Below are 17,502 nucleotides of genomic sequence, written 5' to 3' on the forward strand. Positions count from 1 at the left end.
TCCCCCCCCCCCCCCCCCCCCCCCCCCCCCCCCCCCCCCCCCCCTGCCCCCCCCGGGACATCCTGCCCGACCACAGCGCCAGCCGATGCCGACTGGCAGAAGGCTGGCGAAATCCGCCATACCTTCACCCATTTTCACCTCATCCTGCGCGTCATGATCGCCCATTCCGACATCAATCCCGACAGAGGCGAGTTCTTTGCCGCGCATGACTTCAACCCCGACAGCCTGCCGACCGTCTTTCGAAAGGCTTTCGACCTCGGCGCCGCCGGACTGGCCGGGAAGGACTGATGGCAAAGACAGACCCGGCATGAACAGCCTTCTGCCGCCGTGATACCGGTCACGACCACCCCGGGTTTGCGAGCCGGAGCAAAATGCATCCTCTCCCGCAAGATCGGGTATGGAAAAACTATGCTCGCAGCGTCTGGCCTGCAGGTCGCGCCGGGCAGCGGCCCGATCCCGGCCATATCACCTCCGGCTGCCATAAAATGCCCGCCCTCCGCGTGAGAGCTCCGCTCAGCCTCAGCCGTCCATTTCGTCGCGTTGATCCGCGCCCGCTCCGGCGTTACCATCCGCCGCGACCGGAGGACGATCATGGCGCAGCTCTCACCCGACACCCTGGCCCGCCCCGCGCAAGCCCTGCCCTTCTGGCTTTCCCTCGGCACCCTGCCCATCGCGGTCGCTGGCCTCACCTGGGGCGGGCTCTGGGTCCTGGCACTCCCCGCCTATTGCTGGATCCTATTCCCCGCCCTCGATGCTGCTCTGGGCCTGAACAAGGACAATGCGGATCCCGACACTCCCGATGACCAGCTCAGGGTCTATACGCTGCTGACGCTGATCTGGGTGCCGATCCAGCTTGCCACCCTTGCCGCCACCCTCTGGTATCTGCCGCAAAGCGCCATGACCGGCTGGGAGAAAGCCGGCATGGTCTTTGGCATGGGAGTCATGGCTGGCACCATCGGGCTGAATTATGCGCATGAGCTCCTCCACCAGAAGCCGAAGATCGAGCGCCTGGCCGCAGATCTCCTCCTCGCTTCGGTGCTGCATTCGCATTTCCGCTCTGAACATATGCGCGTGCATCACCTCTATGTCGGCACGCCGCGCGACACAGTCACCGCCCGCTATAACGAGGGCTTCCACCGCTTTTTCCCCCGGGTTCTGATCGGCCAGCGCCGCTCGGCCTTTGCCTCGGAAACGGCGATGCTGGCGCGCAGGAACCTGCCCTGGTGGCACCGGACAAACCCGTTCTGGCGCTATTGGGCGTTTCAGGCCGCCTTCCTCGCGCTCGCAGTTGCGCTTGGCGGCCCCGAGGGCCTCCTGATCTTCGCGGCCCAGGCCCTGATCGCGCAATGGCAGCTGGAGCTGGTGAATTATGTTGAACATTACGGCCTCACCCGCCGTCATCTGGGCGAGGGGCGTTATGAACATGCCCTGCCGCGCCATTCCTGGAATGCGGCGCACAGGGCCACGAACTGGCTCCTGATCAACCTTCAGCGCCATTCGGATCACCATTACAAACCCGACCGCCGCTTCCCGCTGTTGCAGAATTACGAGAAAGACGAGGCGCCGCAGCTGCCCTTCGGCTATCCGGTGATGACCAGCCTCGCGATGATCCCGCCCTTGTGGAAACGCGCGATGAACCCCCGGGTGCGCGCCTGGCGCAAACAGTTCTACCCCGATATCAGCGACTGGAAGCCCTATAACAAGGCCAAGAACCCGATGCCGAAAGGCGCGCCGCCCAGGGCATGATCACAAAGCCCCGGATCACTCCGCCCCGGACTGATCCGCTCTGGTGCGCAGCTCGACCTGAAGGATTGCCGGCGCCGGGCCGGACGTCGCGCTGTCATCGCTCAGCGCAATAGCCCCCCGCGTGCCCTGGCCAAACCCCGCCTCAAAAAGCGAGCCGGCAAAGCCACCGCCGAGGCCCGTGCTGCGCACGGCGTCCTGGGCAAGCCAGCTCAGATCCTCGACCTTGCTAAGGGGCGCCGCCGGGGTCATCACCACGATCATCCGTTCTTGCCCCATGCTCTCGCCTCCGATCGCGAAAAGCCCCTTTCTGATCTCGTCGCCCGGATGCAGCCGCCCGGCATAGAAATGCGTGATCGAGTAATCGGCGCCGATATAAAGCACATTCACATCAACCGGCTGATCCATATTGTTTTTCGCCAGAACATGGACCTCGTCATTGGTCACCAGTTCCGGCACTGGCACCAGGGGCAATCCGCGCAGGGTCGGATGATCGGCATTGCGGGTCAAAAGCTCGACCCGGACATCCAGCGCGCCCGGCCCGTTCGCAGGCCCAAGCGCCGCGCCAAGCTTCATCAGGTTCACCGCTTTGGCAATCGCGGTCAGTTTTTCCTGCAGATTGCCGGCAAGATCCTCCGGCGCCACGCCGGCGGTTTCCACCTTCGGCGCCTGAATCCCGCGTTCCGCAAGTCCGGTGCCGGGCAGGATCCAGAGCGCATCCGGCGTCGCGCTGTCCGGGAGCACCGCCAGCGCCAGATCAGCCTCGGAACCGGCCTTCACAAAGTTCAGGCGCGGGCCCGCGATCTCGCGCAGATCCTCCATCGCGGCAGCGAGGGCCAGCGCCGGGGCCGAGCCCCCGGGCGGCAGCGCCACGGTCAGCGAAAAATCCAGGGCCGTCTCTTTGCGCCGCAGCCAGACCCCCTCGGGCAGCTCGCCCGCGAAGGTCCCGGTCGTCGCGCTGAACGTGTCGGCCGAGGTCACCCGGACCAGCCCGAGCGCCTTGTCGCTGCCATCGGCAGCGGATGCCATAACGGCCAGCTCGGTCCCGACGGCGAGCCCATGCAGCGTGCCGGCATTCAGCGTGAAACCGGCATCCGTCGCCACAGCCGGCCATTGCGAGACCCGCGCCCGCGCCTCGCCGCCAAAGACCACATGGTCCAGATCGCCCTCGAACAAGGGCGTCGATTTCGCGGTGCCGCGCAGCGCATATTTGCGCAGGACCTCCTGCGCGACCTGGCCGTAAGTGGCACCGGGATATTCCGCGAGCGTCTCGAACAGGGTGAAGGTGAAAACGCCCTGCGATTTGCGGTCGGGGGCGCCGCGCGGCAGCCGCATCTCTGGCGTCATCTCGGTGCTTTGCGCGGCGTAAAAGGCCACCAGACCGCCAGGCTCCACGCCATCAGCCGCCGCCGTCGTCTCTTTCGGCAGGAAGGAAACCCCGCCCCCGGTTCCATTGCCCGCAGCCGCGCTGCCGACACCGCGGTTCGCGACCTCTGCCATAGCTGACGCCCGGTCGACCGCCGCGTCGATCATCTCATCCGTGATCCCCAGCGCGGCGGGCTCAAGCTGGCGCATCACCACATCGTCTTCGGTCTCGATCGCGCGGGTGGCGGTGCCGGAGTGACAGCTGTCGAGCACGATCCACACATCGGCCCCCTTCGCGCGCAACCCGTCCAGCAGCTGGCCGATCTCATCATCGACCAGCGCATTCTCGACAGTGCCGACCGTATTGTTCCAGCTGCCGATATCGACCGGCAGGAACAGCTCGTCGAGGCCATCGGGTTCAGAGTCGGGATCCAGCGCCGGGGCGCGGGTGCCATGGCCCGAGAGGTGGAGATAGATGAAATCGCCCGGCTGCGCCTTTGCGGTCAGATCGGCAAAAGCCGCGCGGATATTGCCCAAAGTCGCCGGATCGGCGCCCTCCTTATCGGTCAGCACCGTGACATTTTCCGCCTGAAACGGCACCGGCGCCTCGGTCAGCAGATAATTCGCCACCAGGTCCATATCGTTTTTCGGCCCCTTCAGGGACCAGCGCTTTTCGATATTCTGATACTCGCTCGCCCCGATCAGCAGCGCGTAATTCTCGCGTGCCAGTGCCGGGAAGGCGATCAGCCCAAGCGCCGTGGTCAGAAGAAACCTGCGGATCATATCCTGCCCTTTCTGGCGTAATTTCAGTCAGTTGGTCATCAGCGCGAACCCGGCATCCCGCGTGCCGGAATTCACGATGACCAGGGTAAAGCTGCCATCCGCCGCCGGAGTCCAGCCGCAATAGGCGACATGGGTCGGGTCACTGTCGGAACAGACCTCGCGGCCTTCGGAATCGAGAATGGTGATGTTGAGATCAAAGCCCGGCTCAGCCTCGGCATAGACTTCGGCATATTCGCCGCCCCGGAACGAGAGATCCGGCAACCGGGTCTCCGCGCCCCCCTCCAGCGCGCCGATCCGGTAGACCGGGCCATGAATGACGCCCTTCCAGCTTTGTGCGGCGATATCCTCAGCCAGTTCCCTGAGCGGATCGCCGGCACTGGTCAGCGCGACCGCGCTTGCGATCATCGCCTCCCATCCGAGCGGGGCGAAGGCGGGCGCAGCCCCCTGGGGGTCCGGTTCCAGCGGTTGCATATCGACCGACTTGCGCAATTGTGCGGCGGCGAGGATCAGGAGCGGATCCTGCTCCGCCACCCCCCGGGCATAAAGCTCGGCCGACAGCGCCGCCTGACGCAGGGGACCCGGCCCTTCGGCTTTTGCCGCAGGGGCCAGCAGGGCGATCATGACAGAACTGGCCAGCCGGGCGGCGATACGGGCGGAAAGGGTCATGGGATCTGCTCGGGTCACAGGGCTGTTTCGGATTGCGGCAGGATGGGGCGATGGATGCGGGCTGTAAACGCACAATCTCAGTATGACGGGCTTTGTCATGTGACCCCGGGCGGCCCGGCGGGCTAACCTGCCGGCAGCGTTGAGAAAGAGCCGGAGACTATAAGAATGCACCTCGATAAAAGGGTCCGGAACAGGGCCTGGCCCCGCTTTGCGGCCCCGCTGCTTGCCGCCATCCTCGCTGTTCAGACGGTGCAAATGGTTGGGGTTTCCACTGCCGCGCAGGCCGAGACCATTGCGCCCGTCTCTGCGCCTCTCCGGGCCGCAACCGATCTGGCGATGGATCAGGTTCTGGTGGTGCGCAGCGCGGATCGCGAGGATGGCTTTCTCGGTTCCGCCTTCATCTGGGCAGGCGTCGCGAATATCGCCGTAACCAATGCCCATGTGGTGGGCGTGGCGGAAGAGGTGCGCGTCACCGACCGGCAGGGCAATATGGTGATCGGCACGGTGATCGGCCGCGACAGCACCCGCGACGTCGCCATCCTGCAGCTGGAGCCAGGGCTTGCCGGCCCGGATGGTGCCGCGCTGACCGGCATCGAGGTCTCGGACGCGCCGGCCCTGCCGGGGCTTGAGGTCTATGCGCTTGGCGCGCCGCTTGGGGCGGAATTCACCCTGACACGGGGCATGGTCTCGGCCATGGCGCGCCAGATCGACCTCGCGGTGCCGCTGATGTTCCTCCAGCATGATGCGGCGGTGAATCCAGGATCATCAGGCGGACCTCTGGTCGACGCAGCAGGACGCCTTATGGGCATGAACAGCCGGATTGCAGACGGCAGCCGCATGTTTGTCGGCATCGCCTATGCGATTTCCGGCAGCGATCTGCGCCGCATCGTAAACGGTCTGATCGATGAGAGCCTGCTGCCCTTCCCGAAGCTCGGCCTGAATGCGCGGCCGGTGGACCGCAAGCTCGCCGATACGCTGGGGGTTGCGGCCGAAGGGCTGCTGGTCGATGCGGTAAGCCCTGGCGGGCTGGCCGCGGGTGCGGGGATCCTTGCCGGCGACATCATCCTGTCGGTCAATGACACAAAGCTGCAAAATCCCGGCGATTTCGCCTTCCTGCTTGATGCCGTTCTGGCGGCGGGCTCTGCCGGCATCACCCTGTCCCGCGCGGGCAAGGATCTGACCCTGATGCTGGATTTCAGCGCCGCCGCGCCCGAGCCCGGCCTGATCGGCCTCACCTTGCGCGGCCCCGAAGGCGCGCCCCCCGCCCCCGAGCGCATCCGCAGCTATCGTCTCGCGGCGCTTGGTGTGGTGCAGGGCGAGGACGGCCGGGTCTCGGATCTGACGATCAACTCCCCCGCCGCGCTCGCGGGCCTTGCCAAAGGCGACCGTATCCGCGCCGTGAATGGTGCCGCGATGGACGGGCCCGGGCTGGAAGCGCTGGAAATCACCGCCGCCACGCTCTTGCTGGTCGAGGCGCCGGACGGGGTCACGCGGCATCTCTGGCTTGATCCCTGGGGCACTGCGACCGGCCCGCGTGCCATTGGCGGCGCGAATGTGCTTGACCCGGCGGTTGTGGTGTTCTGAATCTGCAATGACCATGACCGACCGCATCCTGATCATCGAGGACGACCCCGAAATCGCCGCCGCCGTGGCCAATGAGGTGCGCGCGCTTGGCTGCGAGCCCAGCCATCGTGATACTCTGGACGGCGGCCTCACCGAATCCGCCAGCGGCGATTACCGGGTGATCGTGCTCGACCGGATGCTGCCCGGCGGCGACGGGGTTGACGCCATAGCGCAGATCCGCGCCGGAGGGTCGCGCGCGATGATCCTGGTGCTTTCGGCGCTTGGGCGCGCGGCCGAGCGGGTCGAGGGCCTTGAAAAGGGCGCCGATGACTACCTGCCGAAACCCTATGAGCCCGAGGAGCTCCGCGCCCGGCTGCGCGCCCTGCTCAGGCGCGGCACGATCCAGGTCGCGGATAATGACCTTATGGCCTTTGGCGATCTGGAAATCCGGCTGAAGGCGCGCACCGTGCATGTGCGGCGCAGCCATGTGCCGGTCTCGCCGCGCGAATTCGCGCTGCTCACCTTTTTCGCGCAGAATGCCGGCCATGTTGTCACCCGGATGCAGCTGCTGGAGACCGTCTGGAACCTGCATTTCGACCCTGGCACCAATGTCGTCGACGTGCATGTCGGGCGGCTGCGGCGCAAACTGGAAGAGGCCGGCGCCCATGTGATCCGCTCGGTCCGGGGCGAAGGCTATCTGTTTGCACAATCCATGGCCGGAGAGCCCGGTGGCGGCTGATCCGGAGCCGCGCCTTGTGCTCAGGCGCACAGTATTCTGGCGCCCAGTATTCTGGCGCCCCGTGCTCAGGGCCCGCGCCACGCTGCGACTGGCAGGCCTGATGGCAGCGGCGGTCGCGGTGCTGTCGCTGGGCGCGATGGCGCTGCAATACCGGCTGGTGGCGACAAGGCTGACCGAGGCGCAAAAGGATCTGCTCTCCGCCGATCTCAGTGGTCTTGGCGCGCTTTACGACCAGCGCCGCATCATCGCGCTGCGCCAGGCAATCGACTATCGTGCGGCCTCTGGCGGGCAGGAACTCCTGCTGCTGACCGACCGCCATGGCCGGATCCTCGCCGGAACCGAAGACCGCTGGCCCGCCGATGTGGCACCGCAAGGTGCGGGTTTTGACCTTTCCACCCCGCAGGAGATCACCCGGGGCACGGGCCGCTGGCTGGTGGTGGCGCGTGAATTGCCTGGCGGTTTCGGCCTTCTGGCCGGACGCCCGCTGGCCCCGGTCGATGCAACGCTGGCGGCGCTGAAGCGGGGGATGATCGGGCTGGCCCTCGCGCTGCTGGCGGCGGCGGCGCTGGTGGGCTGGATCGCGGCGCGCCAGGTGATGGGGCGGATCGGACGGCTGAACCGGCTCGCGGATCAGGTCGCGGCAGGGGATCTCGAAGCCCGCCTGCCCGGCCCCCGCAAAGCGGATGAGTTCGGCCTTCTGGAAACCCATATGCATCATATGCTGGACCGGATCGAAAGCCTGAACCGCGCCACGCATCGGCTCTCGGACACCATCGCGCATGAGATGCGGACACCCTTGAACCGGATGGCGGCCAGGCTCTCGGCCATCAATGGCCAGGAAGAGACCGTCAGCCAGTTGCGCGAAGAAATGCGCGGCGCAATCCGGATCTTCGATGCGCTTCTCGATATCTCGCGCGCCGAGGCGGATCATGGCTCCGGCGGCGGACTGCTGCCGGTTAATCTCTCCACCCTCGCGGAAGGGGTCTGGGAGCTCTACGAAGCAGCAGCCGAAGAAAAAGGCCTGATCCCGGTGGCTGATATCGCCCCTGGCCTGATGGTGCTGGGAGATCGCACGCTGATCTCGCAGATGCTGGCCAATCTGCTGGATAACGCGATCAAATATTGCGCCCCCGGCGACCGGCTGCGCCTGACCCTCTCTCCTGGCCCGCTGCATCTGCTCGAGATTGCGGATAGCGGCCCTGGCCTGCCCAAGGGCATGGGTGACGAGATTTTCGAGCGTTTCACCCGCGCCGACCGTGACCGGGGCATCAGGGGCCATGGCCTCGGCCTTGCGCTTGTGCGCGCGATTGCCATGCGCCACGGCGCAAAACTCTCGCTTCCGGCAACCGGCCAGGGCCTGACGCTTCGCCTGGAATGGCCCCCCCTCACCTCTGGCTGAGGCCGGATGCCTCCGGCGGGAGTATTTGGATCAAGAGGAAATGCCTCTTCCTCTTGACTGAAATACTCCACGGGGGTCCGGGGGTGTGAAACCCCCGACTCGCGCCACAGACCAGAGGTGACAAATACTGTCATCACGCGCAGGCCCCTTGCCCGGTCCGCGAAGTCCAGGCATGTTTTCGCGCATGAAACCGCAGCTCACATATGCCCTGACCGCCAGCCTCCTGTTCTGGAGCACGACGCTCCATGCCGGCACCCGGGCCGTCCTGATCGGGGTTGGCGATTATGAGTATCTGGATGCCGATCTGAAAGGGCCGCCCAATGACGTGCGGCTGATGGCCGAAGTGCTGACCGGCCGCGGGATCGCGCCCGAGGCCATGACCATCCTGACCACCGATCCGGCCAGTCTTCCCGAGGGCGCCACCATCGCCGCGCCGACCCGCGCGGGAATATTCGCGGCGCTTGACCAGGCGGCGGCCGATGCCGCGCCAGGCGATACGCTGGTCTTCTATTTCTCTGGCCATGGCTCCCAGGCGCCCGATCTGAATGGCGATGAGGGGGGCGGCTATGACGAGATCTTCCTGCCGATGGATGCAAAGAACTGGCAGGGCGAGATCGGCATGGTGGAGAACGCTATCGTCGATGACGATCTGAACCTCTGGGCCCAGGGCCTGCTGTCGCGCGACATAAAGCTGGTCGGCATTATCGACGCCTGCCATTCGGCCACCGGCTTTCGCGCCATCGATCCCGATCCGGTGGCAGGCGTTGCGCGCTCGCTGCCCCCCGATGCGCTTGGCATCCCCGATGACCTGCCGCCGGTCCCGTTCACCGGCGCGGCAGAACTGTCCGGCGATTTCGTCTTTCTCTATTCCTCGCAATCGGATGAGCGATCATTTGAATATCCGCTGGGCGATACCGGGATCTGGCATGGCGAATTCACTTTGCGCCTCGCTCAGGTTCTCGCCAGCGCAGAGGATGCGACCTGGCAGCAGGTGCTTGCCGCCACCTCGGATGCGATGATCCAGGGCGTGGCGCGACAACTCCCCGATGCCGAGGGCACGCTTTTGCAGGAACGGGTCTTTGGTGAAGGCGCCGGCGCCGCGCGGTACCGGATCAATGGATCCGTGCTTCAGGCGGGCCTTCTGCAGGGCTTTGCCGAAGGGGGCGAAGTCGAGCTTTTCGCATCCGGCGCCGGGGGCGAGAGCATCGGATCCGTAACGCTCGGCAAGGTCGGCGCGCGCGAGGCGAAGATCAGCGGCCCGCTGCCACAGGTCGCGAAAGGCGCGACGATCTGGGCCGCGCCCGGCAGGCTTCCCGATCCTGTGCCGCTGACGCTGGCGGGCCTGGTGCGCGCCGATCCCGAAGACGGGCTGGATTATGGCACCTGGGATGCGGCGATCGCCGCTACGCCAAAACCGGCGCCGGGTGCGGCGCCGGATCTGGTGCCGGTCCTGACCGGTGGACTGCTGGCGCTTGCCGGCCCCGATGCGGTGCTTGACGCGGGCGGCCCCGGGACATCACCGCGCGTCCTGGTCCTGGAGGGCGAAACCGAGGCGGAAGCGCTGGAGCGCATGCTTTCAACCATGGCCCATGCGACGCGGTTGCGCGACGTGCTGGCCCAGGCCGCCGGGCGCGGCTTTACGAAAACCGAGGTGATATCCGTCGCGATCGAGCGCCGTCCCGGCACCGAAATCATCGACCCGGTGCAAGGTGCGTCCTGCAGCGGAAAGGCCGGGGCAGGTGCGGCGCATGATCCGGCGCAGGGGGTGAATGGCTGCGACCAGCTCTGGCTTACGCTGACCAATCGTTCGGGCAAGGCGCAGGATGTCACGGTGCTCTATCTCTCCTCCGATATGGAGGTGCTGCCGATCTGGCCTTCGCAGAATATCGTGAACCGCATCGCTCCGGGCGAGGCCGCGCGGGTCGGGTTGCAGATCGATCCGGTCAGCCATGCCGGGGTCGAGGAGATCTGGATCCTGGCCGTCCCGATGAACGAGAGCCATGCGCTGCGCACCGATCTGACCTCGCTCGCCAGCGCGACGCTGCGCGGTACGGCTGAGGGTGGCAGCGACACCGCGCTTTGGCTGGAAAGCCAGATCTCACCGAAAGACGAGACCTCGATGCGTGGCTTTTCCACCAAACCCGCCGATCTGACGATGATCCGCCAGATCGTGCGGCTGAACCCAGCCAATTCCGAATAGCCCGTTGCCGAAAAGATGGCCATCACGGCCCCAGCCCAATTCCGCAGAAGGATCAAAGAGATGACCTCGCGCTTCATGCCAGCCACTGTTCTCAGGCCGCTTTCCGCCCTGGTGCTCTTGTGCAGTGTCACCGGCATTGCCCTGGCAGAAAGCCCCACCCACCCCGGTTTCAACGCAAAAGCCAGCGCCGCCGACAGCTCGCCCTACAGCTTTGCCGCCTCGGGCGCCAAGGCCGAACGCGGCGAGAAAGCCGCGAAAGCCGAACCTTCGGGGGCGAAAGTGGTCGGCGGCCAGCCCGCAGCCGATGGCGCCTGGCCCTGGCAGGTTGCCTTCCTGCTCGGAGGTCAGCCGATCAGCACCGACAGCCAGTTCTGCGGTGGGTCCATGGTGATGGATCGCTGGGTGCTGACCGCCGCCCATTGCGTCCATATGGCCGATGACGCCGGCAATGGGGCCGATCTCAAGCCCGGCGATTTCGACATTCTTGTCGGCACCAACCTGCTGGATGGCAGCGGCGACCGGGTGCCGGTCGAGGCGGTTTTCACCTATCCGTCCTATTCGGTAAATGATTTCGACTATGATATCGCGCTGGTCAAACTCGCGCGCAAACCGCAGGGCCCGTATAAGACGGTCGAGGTGCCGGATGCCACTTACGGCGATCTTCTGCGCGAGCCGGGAATCACCACGGTCGTCACCGGATGGGGGCTTCAGGCAGGCGCGGTGCCCTCGTCGCAGCTGATGCAGGCGCAGATCCAGATGCTGGACCGCGAATTGTGCAACCAGGTCCTGCTGGAAGGCCGCGCCGAAGAGGCCGTCGAGGGCTTTGCCTTTGCCGTCAATCTGATGGATGTGCCAGAGGACAAGGCCTATGCACTCTGGGATGAGATCATGGCTGCGGCGCCGATGCCGATGAGCGAGAATATGATCTGTTCGGGCACTTTCGAGGGCGGCAAAAGCTCGTGCAATGGGGACAGCGGCGGGCCGCTGGTGGTGCCGCTGGACAACGGGAAATATATCCAGGCCGGAATCGTCAGCTGGGGTCTGAGCGATGCCTCCGGCCATGGCTGCCCGGAAATGGCGCAGTTTTCGGCCTATACCGATGTGTCGCGCTTTGTACCCTGGCTGAATGAGGTTATCACGGCCAATCCCTGACCGGATCCGGCGGGCACGTGCAATCGTCCTCGCAACACCATGAAAAAACCCCCGGAGCCGGAATGGCCTCCGGGGGTTTCCGGTTTCGGTGCAGCCGCGCGGCTCAGTTGGTCACAAGGTCATAGGCCGCAGCAGCGGCGCCCTTGTTTTCGACCGCGACAAAGAAGAACCCGTCCCAGGAGGGCACGAAATCGCAATAGAGCCTGTCTTCCTGGCCGCCTTCATAGCAGATGACATTGCCATTCTCATCGGTGACCATGATGTCGAGATCGGATGTCCCGTTGCCAAGCACCGCCAGTTCGGCATAGGCGCCGCCGCCAAAGGGGATTTCCCAGCTGTCGGTCCGCCCCGCCGCCAGGCTGGCGCTTTGCGAAAAGGCGCCCCCGATCCGGCCCCTGCCCGTGGCAGTTTGCGCATCAAGAATCACATCGGTCAGAAACTCATCCTGCGCGGCGAGGGTCAGCGCGAGCCCGAACATCGCGCCCGCATCTGCGGGGGAGGATGCGGCGTCCGGGCCGGCCTCGCCCTCACCGCTGGTGCTGCGTTTGAACTCCTTGCCGGGCGAGACCTCTGCCGAGGCGGCGAGGCGGGCGGCGGCCAGCACGGTCAGCGCATCGCCATGGGAACGGCCAAGCCCGAAAAGCTCCTGCGCCAGCGCCAGCGTCGCCACTGCGCCCGCCGCGCCACTTGCCCCTGTGGTGATATTCGGCCCTTTCGCCTCTTCGGCGGCCAGCGGGCCGGCTGCCTGACCGGCAAAAAGCGCCGCAACAAACAGCCCCGCAGCAAGGCGACGGGGGGCGGAACAGGCAGGGAAAGACATGGCGGCTCCTCGTCAGGGGTCGTTCAGGCAGTGTCGCAGCCCGGAACCGGTTTGGGAAGTCACGCAGCCGTGACAAATGCGCTCATCCGCGCCCGTCAGTTGGCGACCAGCAGATAGGCCCCGGCCCGCGCGGCAGAGCCGCCCGCAGGATTGGCAATCACCACCTCGTAAAAGCCGTTCTCGGCCGGGGTGAAACTACAGAGATTGGCGGCAACCGGCCGCATCGGGCAAAGAACGCCGCCCGCGCCATCTTCGACCGCCCAGAGCAATGCGCCCCCCGCGCCCGTATCGCTCGCGCCCGTATCGCTTTGGGGCGCATCGCTTTCTGCCTCTGTGGCGAAGACCGCGATCTCGGCGGGGCTTTGTCCGGCAAAGGGCAGCATCCAGCGATCCTCGCGCCCGGGTCTCAGCTCTGCCGCCATCTGGCTGACCCCGCCGCGCAGCACTGGCGGCGGCAGTTCATAAAGCAGATCGCTGAGCGCCTCATCCTCTTCGGCCATCAGCAGCGCGCCCGACCAGGCCGCGCCGGAGGTCAGCAGATCAGGCGTCGCGCGCAGGCCCGCCGCCTCCTGGCCTTGCAGCACCGGCCCGGCATAATTGCCACTTTGCCGCTCCCAATGGCTCGCCCCGCGCTGGCGGATCGTCGCCGCAAGTCGCGCCGCGACCGCCATGCCCAAAGCATCGCCCTGCCCCTCGGCCTGATCATAAAGCCTGAGCGCAAGCGCGAGCGTGGCCACCGGGCCCGGAGCCTTCGCCTCGCCTTCGGCAAGCGCGGGGGCAGAACAGAGAAGGATCAGAGCCAGAGACGCGCGGAACATGGGACACAGCAGGCAAAGGGGGCATTGCCCGGTCAATTCTGGCGCAAAGCGCGGCAAGAGAGAAGCCGCAAAGCGACCAACGGCAGACGGCCTTCTTTGCCGATTGAAGTGCCGCCCGCACCCCGGCAAAGTCGCGCCATGAAACAGCGCAACCGCATCACCATCGCCCAGAAACAGCGCCTGTCGCTGAACCTGTCTCTGGTCAGCGCGATTTCCATGCTGAAATCGGATGCGGGCTCGCTTGGCGTCTGGCTCGAGGATATGGCCGCGCAAAACCCGCAATTGCAGCTGGTGCCCCCGCCGGCGCTGCCCGTGATCTGGGCGCCGCGCTGGCATGATGCGCTGTCGCGGCAATCGCGGGCGGGTGGCGGCATCGAGGCACTCGCGGGCCCCGCGCCGGGGCTGCAGGCCCATGTTACGGCGGGGGTGGCGCTGATGCGGCTGACGCCTGCCGAACTGCCGCTGGCGCTGGCGCTGTGTTCGGCGCTGGAACCAAGCGGCTGGCTCGGCCCGCCGCTTGGCCGGCTTGCCCGCGAGACCGGCAGCACGCCGGCGGCGCTGGAACCGGTGCTGCTGAAACTCCAGGCGATGGAACCCGCCGGGCTTTTTGCACGCAACCTTGCGGAATGTCTGAGCCTCCAGGCCCGCGAGGCCGGGGCGCTCGACCCGGTGATGCAGGCGGTGCTGGCCAATCTGACGCTGGTCGCCGCCGGCAACCTGGACGCGCTGGCGGTAAAGACCGGCGCAACGACCGAGGAAATCGCGCATCGCATCCGCGTGCTGCGCAGCTATGACCCGAAGCCCGGCGCGCGGTTTCAGCCCGGCTCCGCCCCGGTGGCCGAACCGGACCTGGTGCTGCGCGACGGACCTCTGGGGCCGGAACTCAGCCTGAACCATTCGGCGCTGCCTTCGGTCAGACTGCAACCCGCAACAGTGGCGGGGGACCGCTCTGCCGCGCGTGAGGTGATCCGCCTTGTGGAAAGCCGCAACCATTCGCTGTTGCGCATCGCGACCGAGATCCTGCGCCGCCAGCCCTTGGTGGCGAAACAGGGGCTGCGCGCGCTTTCCCCCATGACCATGAGCGAGGTGGCGGCGACCCTTGGCCTGCATCAGAGCACCGTAAGCCGGCTCGTCCAGGGCACCTCGGTCGATACCGGAACGGGGGTTTATTGGCTGCGCGCTATGTTCTCGCCCGCCGTGCGCAAGGGTGGGCCGGCAGGGGCGGCGATGCGCGATGCGCTGGCGCAGATGATCGCGGCCGAAGACCCGCTCGCGCCCCTGACCGACGCAGCCCTGGCCGAAGCCCTGGCCGGTGCCGGTGCGCCGCTGGCACGGCGCACCATCGCAAAATACCGCGAGCAGCTGGGCATCCCGGCGGCATCCCGGCGCAAACAGGCGGTGAAACTGTCATCCGCGACGCGAAAGCGGGCGGAAAACGTCGCTTCCGGGGATGACCCGCCTTGCCTGCCGCAGTAGCAAGGGGCGCGCGACGAACAGCAGTGAAGGACGGGTCATGGCCTTTTTCCTCGGGGTCGATACCGGCGGCACCTATACCGATGCGGTCATTCTGGACGAAGCGGAGAACCGCGTCCTTGGAACAGCCAAGTCCTTGACGACGCGGCATGATCTGGCCGAAGGCATCGGCGGCGCCGTCGATCGCGCGCTGGTGCAATCGGGGGTATCGGCGCAACAGATCGCGCTGGTCTCGCTGTCGACGACGCTTGCGACCAATGCGTTGGTCGAGGGCCAGGGCGGCCGCGTCGCGCTGATCACAATGGGGTTCGACGAGGACGACCTCGCGCGCGCAGGTCTTGCTGACGCGCTGAAGGGCGATCCGGTGATCCGCATTGCCGGCGGCCACAGCCATGCCGGGATCGAGGCCTCCCCCCCTGATCTCGCACGGCTCGAGGCCGAGGTGACTGCGCTTGGCCCCGAAGTGATGGGCTTTGCCGTCGCCGCCCGTTTCGCCACCCGCAACCCTGCGCATGAATTGGCCGCGCGCGAGCTGATCCGCCGCGTGACTGGCCGCGCTGTCACCTGCTCGCATGAGCTGTCGGCGCGGCTGAATGGCCCGAAACGCGCGCTGACGGCCGTGCTGAACGCGCGGCTGATCGGGATGATCGACCGTCTCGTCGCCGCTTGTGAACGGCATCTGGCCCGGATCGGCGTTGATGCGCCGCTGATGGTGGTGCGCGGCGATGGCGCGCTGATCTCTGCCGCAATGGTGCGCGAGCGTCCCATTGAGACGATCCTCTCCGGCCCCGCCGCCTCGATTGTCGGCGCGCGCTGGCTGACCGGTGCGCAGGACGCGCTGGTCTCGGATGTCGGCGGCACCACAACGGATGTGGCGATCCTGCGCGGCGGCCTGCCTGAGATCGACCCCGAAGGCGCCCGCGTCGGCGGGTTCCGCACCATGGTCGAGGCCGTGGCGATGCGCACCACCGGCCTTGGCGGCGATTCGGAAGTGCATCTGATCAATGAGGGTCTCTCGGGGCGGCTCCGCCTCGGGCCGCGCCGGTTGCTGCCGGTCTCGCTGCTGGCGATGACGGCACGCGACATGGTGCATGAGGCGCTGGAGCGCTGGCTCTCGGGCCCGGCGCCGGGCGAATATGACGGGCGCTTTGTCGTGCCGATGAAGGGGGTCGAACAGGCCGGTGGCCTTGGGCCGCGCGACCGTGCCGTGCTGGAGCGGATCACCGCGCCGATGCCGGTCGCAAAGGCGCTGGCCTCGCGGCTTGAAGCCGCAGCGCTGGACCGCCTTGTCGCGCGCGGGCTGGTGATGCTTTCCGGCGTGACCCCCTCGGATGCAAGCCATGTTGCGGGCGGCCTGCGCGACTGGGACCGGGAGGCCGCCGAAAAAGCGCTGCGTCTGCTGGCATTGCGCCGCACTGGCGCCGGCGAACGGTTCGCGCCCGGCCCCGAAGACATGGCGCGGCGGATCATTGATCAGGTCACCGCCCAGACCGCCGGCTGCCTGCTGGAGGCCGCCTTCGCCGAAGACCCGCGATTCAGGGACGAAGACGCGGCGGCCCTGGCGCGGCATCCGCTGCTGGTGGCGGGGCTCGATCGGCACCAGGGCGTCATGGCGCTGTCAGCGCGACTGGCCTTGCCGGTGATCGGCCTTGGCGCCTCGGCGCCGTCCTACTATGGCGCGGTGGGCGCGCGTCTTGGCTGTGAGATGATCCTGCCAGAACATGCCGGCGTCGCGAATGCGATCGGAGCGGTGGCGGGTCAGGTAAGCCAGCGCGTCTCGGGCCTTGTGACATCGCCGGCCCAGGGGCGGTTTGTGGCGCATTTCACCTCTGGCCCCAAAGCCTATGGCGACCGCGACGCGGCGCTGGCGGCACTGGAAACCGAGCTGCGCGCCGAGGCTGCCGCCCGCGCGCGTGAGGCCGGGGCCGTCGACCTTCACCTGACCGCCAGCCGCGAGATTTCCGAGGCCGGAATCGAGGGGCAGATCCTGTTCATCGAAGCCACCGTCACCGTCACCGCCACCGGCAGGCCCCGCATCGCCCATGGCCCTGGCACAGATGAGTTCGCAAACTGAGGCAAAAAGCGTGCATACCCCCTTGACGCTCCTGACCGGCCCGCATATCCCCGCGCCCAGTGGCTAGGTAGCTCAGCTGGTTAGAGCGTGCGACTCATAATCGCAAGGTCGAGGGTTCGAGTCCCTCCCTCGCCACCACTTTCAATCTTAAATTATTGATTTTAAACGGAAATCTCAAAGACCCATCGAGTTATCCGCTTATCTACCCGCCTATAGCAAAACGACTGATAGTCACCAATCCACACCCTTAACGCCACCGGGGCGGCGAGGGAAATCACCCCTTAGCCATAACCGAGGGGTGATCCTGCTGTTACGCGAATCAGCCCAGAACGCTGTAGACGTGACAGTAGCTGCGGTTGAGATACCGTCCGATCTCCCGGAAGCTCGCGCCGCCGTCCCGCAACTCAGCCATCTTCTGGCGCTCTTTCGCAGTGAGCAGGCGTCCACCTCGGACAGCCCCATCTGATGCCCAGGGATCAGCGTTGGCTGCAACCACCCCGGGTGGGATGATCTGGACGGGGCAGCGCACCGGGACCCCATAGCGGGCGGCGACCTCGGCCCGGACCTTGTCGGAATAGCTCATGGGCCGGCCTCCGCTTCTTTGGCGCCGTAAAGCATGTTGATCCCGGCATTGAGCCGGATCAGCGCGGCCTTGGACCTGTCCCGGTTCTGTTCCGGTCAGGTGCTCATGTTAGGCGGCCCTCTGC

General features: G+C 66.4%; 13 protein-coding genes and 1 tRNA gene. 9 read left to right on the plus strand and 5 right to left on the minus strand.

Features of this window, described 5'->3' with window-relative positions; translation table 11 throughout:
* Positions 1 to 591 precede the first annotated feature (591 nt).
* Positions 592 to 1,746, plus strand: a complete 1,155-nt coding sequence (locus tag JC607_RS23175) for an alkane 1-monooxygenase (protein WP_198839103.1) — start codon at positions 592 to 594, stop codon at positions 1,744 to 1,746.
* Between the two features lie 15 nt (positions 1,747 to 1,761).
* Here the strand turns inward: JC607_RS23175 and JC607_RS23180 are convergent, their stop codons facing one another.
* Both JC607_RS23180 and JC607_RS23185 read right to left on the minus strand, forming a co-directional pair.
* Complete coding sequence (locus tag JC607_RS23180; RefSeq protein WP_198839104.1) at positions 1,762 to 3,891, minus strand: caspase family protein; 2,130 nt, start codon at positions 3,889 to 3,891, stop codon at positions 1,762 to 1,764.
* Positions 3,892 to 3,918: 27 nt separating this feature from the next.
* Positions 3,919 to 4,557: a hypothetical protein gene (locus JC607_RS23185; protein WP_198839105.1), complete on the minus strand. Its 639-nt coding sequence runs from the start codon at positions 4,555 to 4,557 to the stop codon at positions 3,919 to 3,921.
* A gap of 165 nt (positions 4,558 to 4,722) precedes the next feature.
* Between JC607_RS23185 and JC607_RS23190 the strand changes: the two genes are divergently transcribed.
* From JC607_RS23190 to JC607_RS23210, 5 genes are all read left to right on the plus strand, one after another.
* A complete protein-coding gene (locus tag JC607_RS23190) occupies positions 4,723 to 6,141 on the plus strand; it encodes a trypsin-like peptidase domain-containing protein (protein WP_198839106.1) in 1,419 nt (472 codons plus the stop codon).
* Between the two features lie 7 nt (positions 6,142 to 6,148).
* The gene (locus tag JC607_RS23195) at positions 6,149 to 6,859 is read left to right on the plus strand and encodes a response regulator transcription factor (RefSeq protein WP_233093109.1); all 711 of its coding nucleotides are present in this window, start codon (positions 6,149 to 6,151) and stop codon (positions 6,857 to 6,859) included.
* Entirely contained in the window at positions 6,849 to 8,258 is a 1,410-nt protein-coding gene (locus JC607_RS26210) for a HAMP domain-containing sensor histidine kinase (protein ID WP_198839107.1), read from the plus strand. Before JC607_RS23195 ends, JC607_RS26210 begins: the two co-directional genes overlap by 11 nt.
* Positions 8,259 to 8,442: 184 nt before the next feature.
* Positions 8,443 to 10,458, plus strand: a complete 2,016-nt coding sequence (locus JC607_RS23205; RefSeq protein ID WP_198839108.1) for a caspase family protein — start codon at positions 8,443 to 8,445, stop codon at positions 10,456 to 10,458.
* A 60-nt stretch (positions 10,459 to 10,518) separates the two neighbouring features.
* The gene (locus JC607_RS23210; protein WP_198839109.1) at positions 10,519 to 11,610 is read left to right on the plus strand and encodes a serine protease; all 1,092 of its coding nucleotides are present in this window, start codon (positions 10,519 to 10,521) and stop codon (positions 11,608 to 11,610) included.
* Between the two features lie 103 nt (positions 11,611 to 11,713).
* Here JC607_RS23210 and JC607_RS23215 read toward each other — a convergent pair whose 3' ends face one another.
* Both JC607_RS23215 and JC607_RS23220 read right to left on the minus strand, forming a co-directional pair.
* Positions 11,714 to 12,430 (minus strand): hypothetical protein, encoded by a 717-nt coding sequence (locus JC607_RS23215; protein ID WP_198839110.1) that lies wholly within the window; start codon positions 12,428 to 12,430, stop codon positions 11,714 to 11,716.
* 95 nt (positions 12,431 to 12,525) lie between these two features.
* Positions 12,526 to 13,248 (minus strand): hypothetical protein, encoded by a 723-nt coding sequence (locus JC607_RS23220; RefSeq protein WP_198839111.1) that lies wholly within the window; start codon positions 13,246 to 13,248, stop codon positions 12,526 to 12,528.
* 138 nt (positions 13,249 to 13,386) lie between these two features.
* On the opposite strand from JC607_RS23220, the gene JC607_RS23225 reads away from it, so the two are divergent.
* The 3 genes from JC607_RS23225 (at position 13,387) to JC607_RS23235 (ending at position 16,933) form a co-directional block, all read left to right on the plus strand.
* A complete protein-coding gene (locus JC607_RS23225; protein WP_198839112.1) occupies positions 13,387 to 14,724 on the plus strand; it encodes an RNA polymerase sigma-54 factor in 1,338 nt (445 codons plus the stop codon).
* A 37-nt stretch (positions 14,725 to 14,761) separates the two neighbouring features.
* On the plus strand, positions 14,762 to 16,795 hold the full coding sequence (locus JC607_RS23230) for a hydantoinase/oxoprolinase N-terminal domain-containing protein (protein ID WP_198839113.1): 2,034 nt from the start codon (positions 14,762 to 14,764) through the stop codon (positions 16,793 to 16,795).
* 61 nt (positions 16,796 to 16,856) lie between these two features.
* Positions 16,857 to 16,933, plus strand: a tRNA-Met gene (locus JC607_RS23235).
* 181 nt (positions 16,934 to 17,114) lie between these two features.
* Here the strand turns inward: JC607_RS23235 and JC607_RS23240 are convergent.
* Positions 17,115 to 17,378 carry a helix-turn-helix domain-containing protein gene (locus JC607_RS23240; protein ID WP_198839114.1) on the minus strand — a complete coding sequence of 88 codons (264 nt, stop codon included), beginning with the start codon at positions 17,376 to 17,378 and terminating at the stop codon, positions 17,115 to 17,117.
* Positions 17,379 to 17,502 lie beyond the last annotated feature (124 nt).

The organism is Paracoccus sp. IB05 (genome assembly GCF_016405985.1).
GTDB lineage: Bacteria > Pseudomonadota > Alphaproteobacteria > Rhodobacterales > Rhodobacteraceae > Pseudogemmobacter.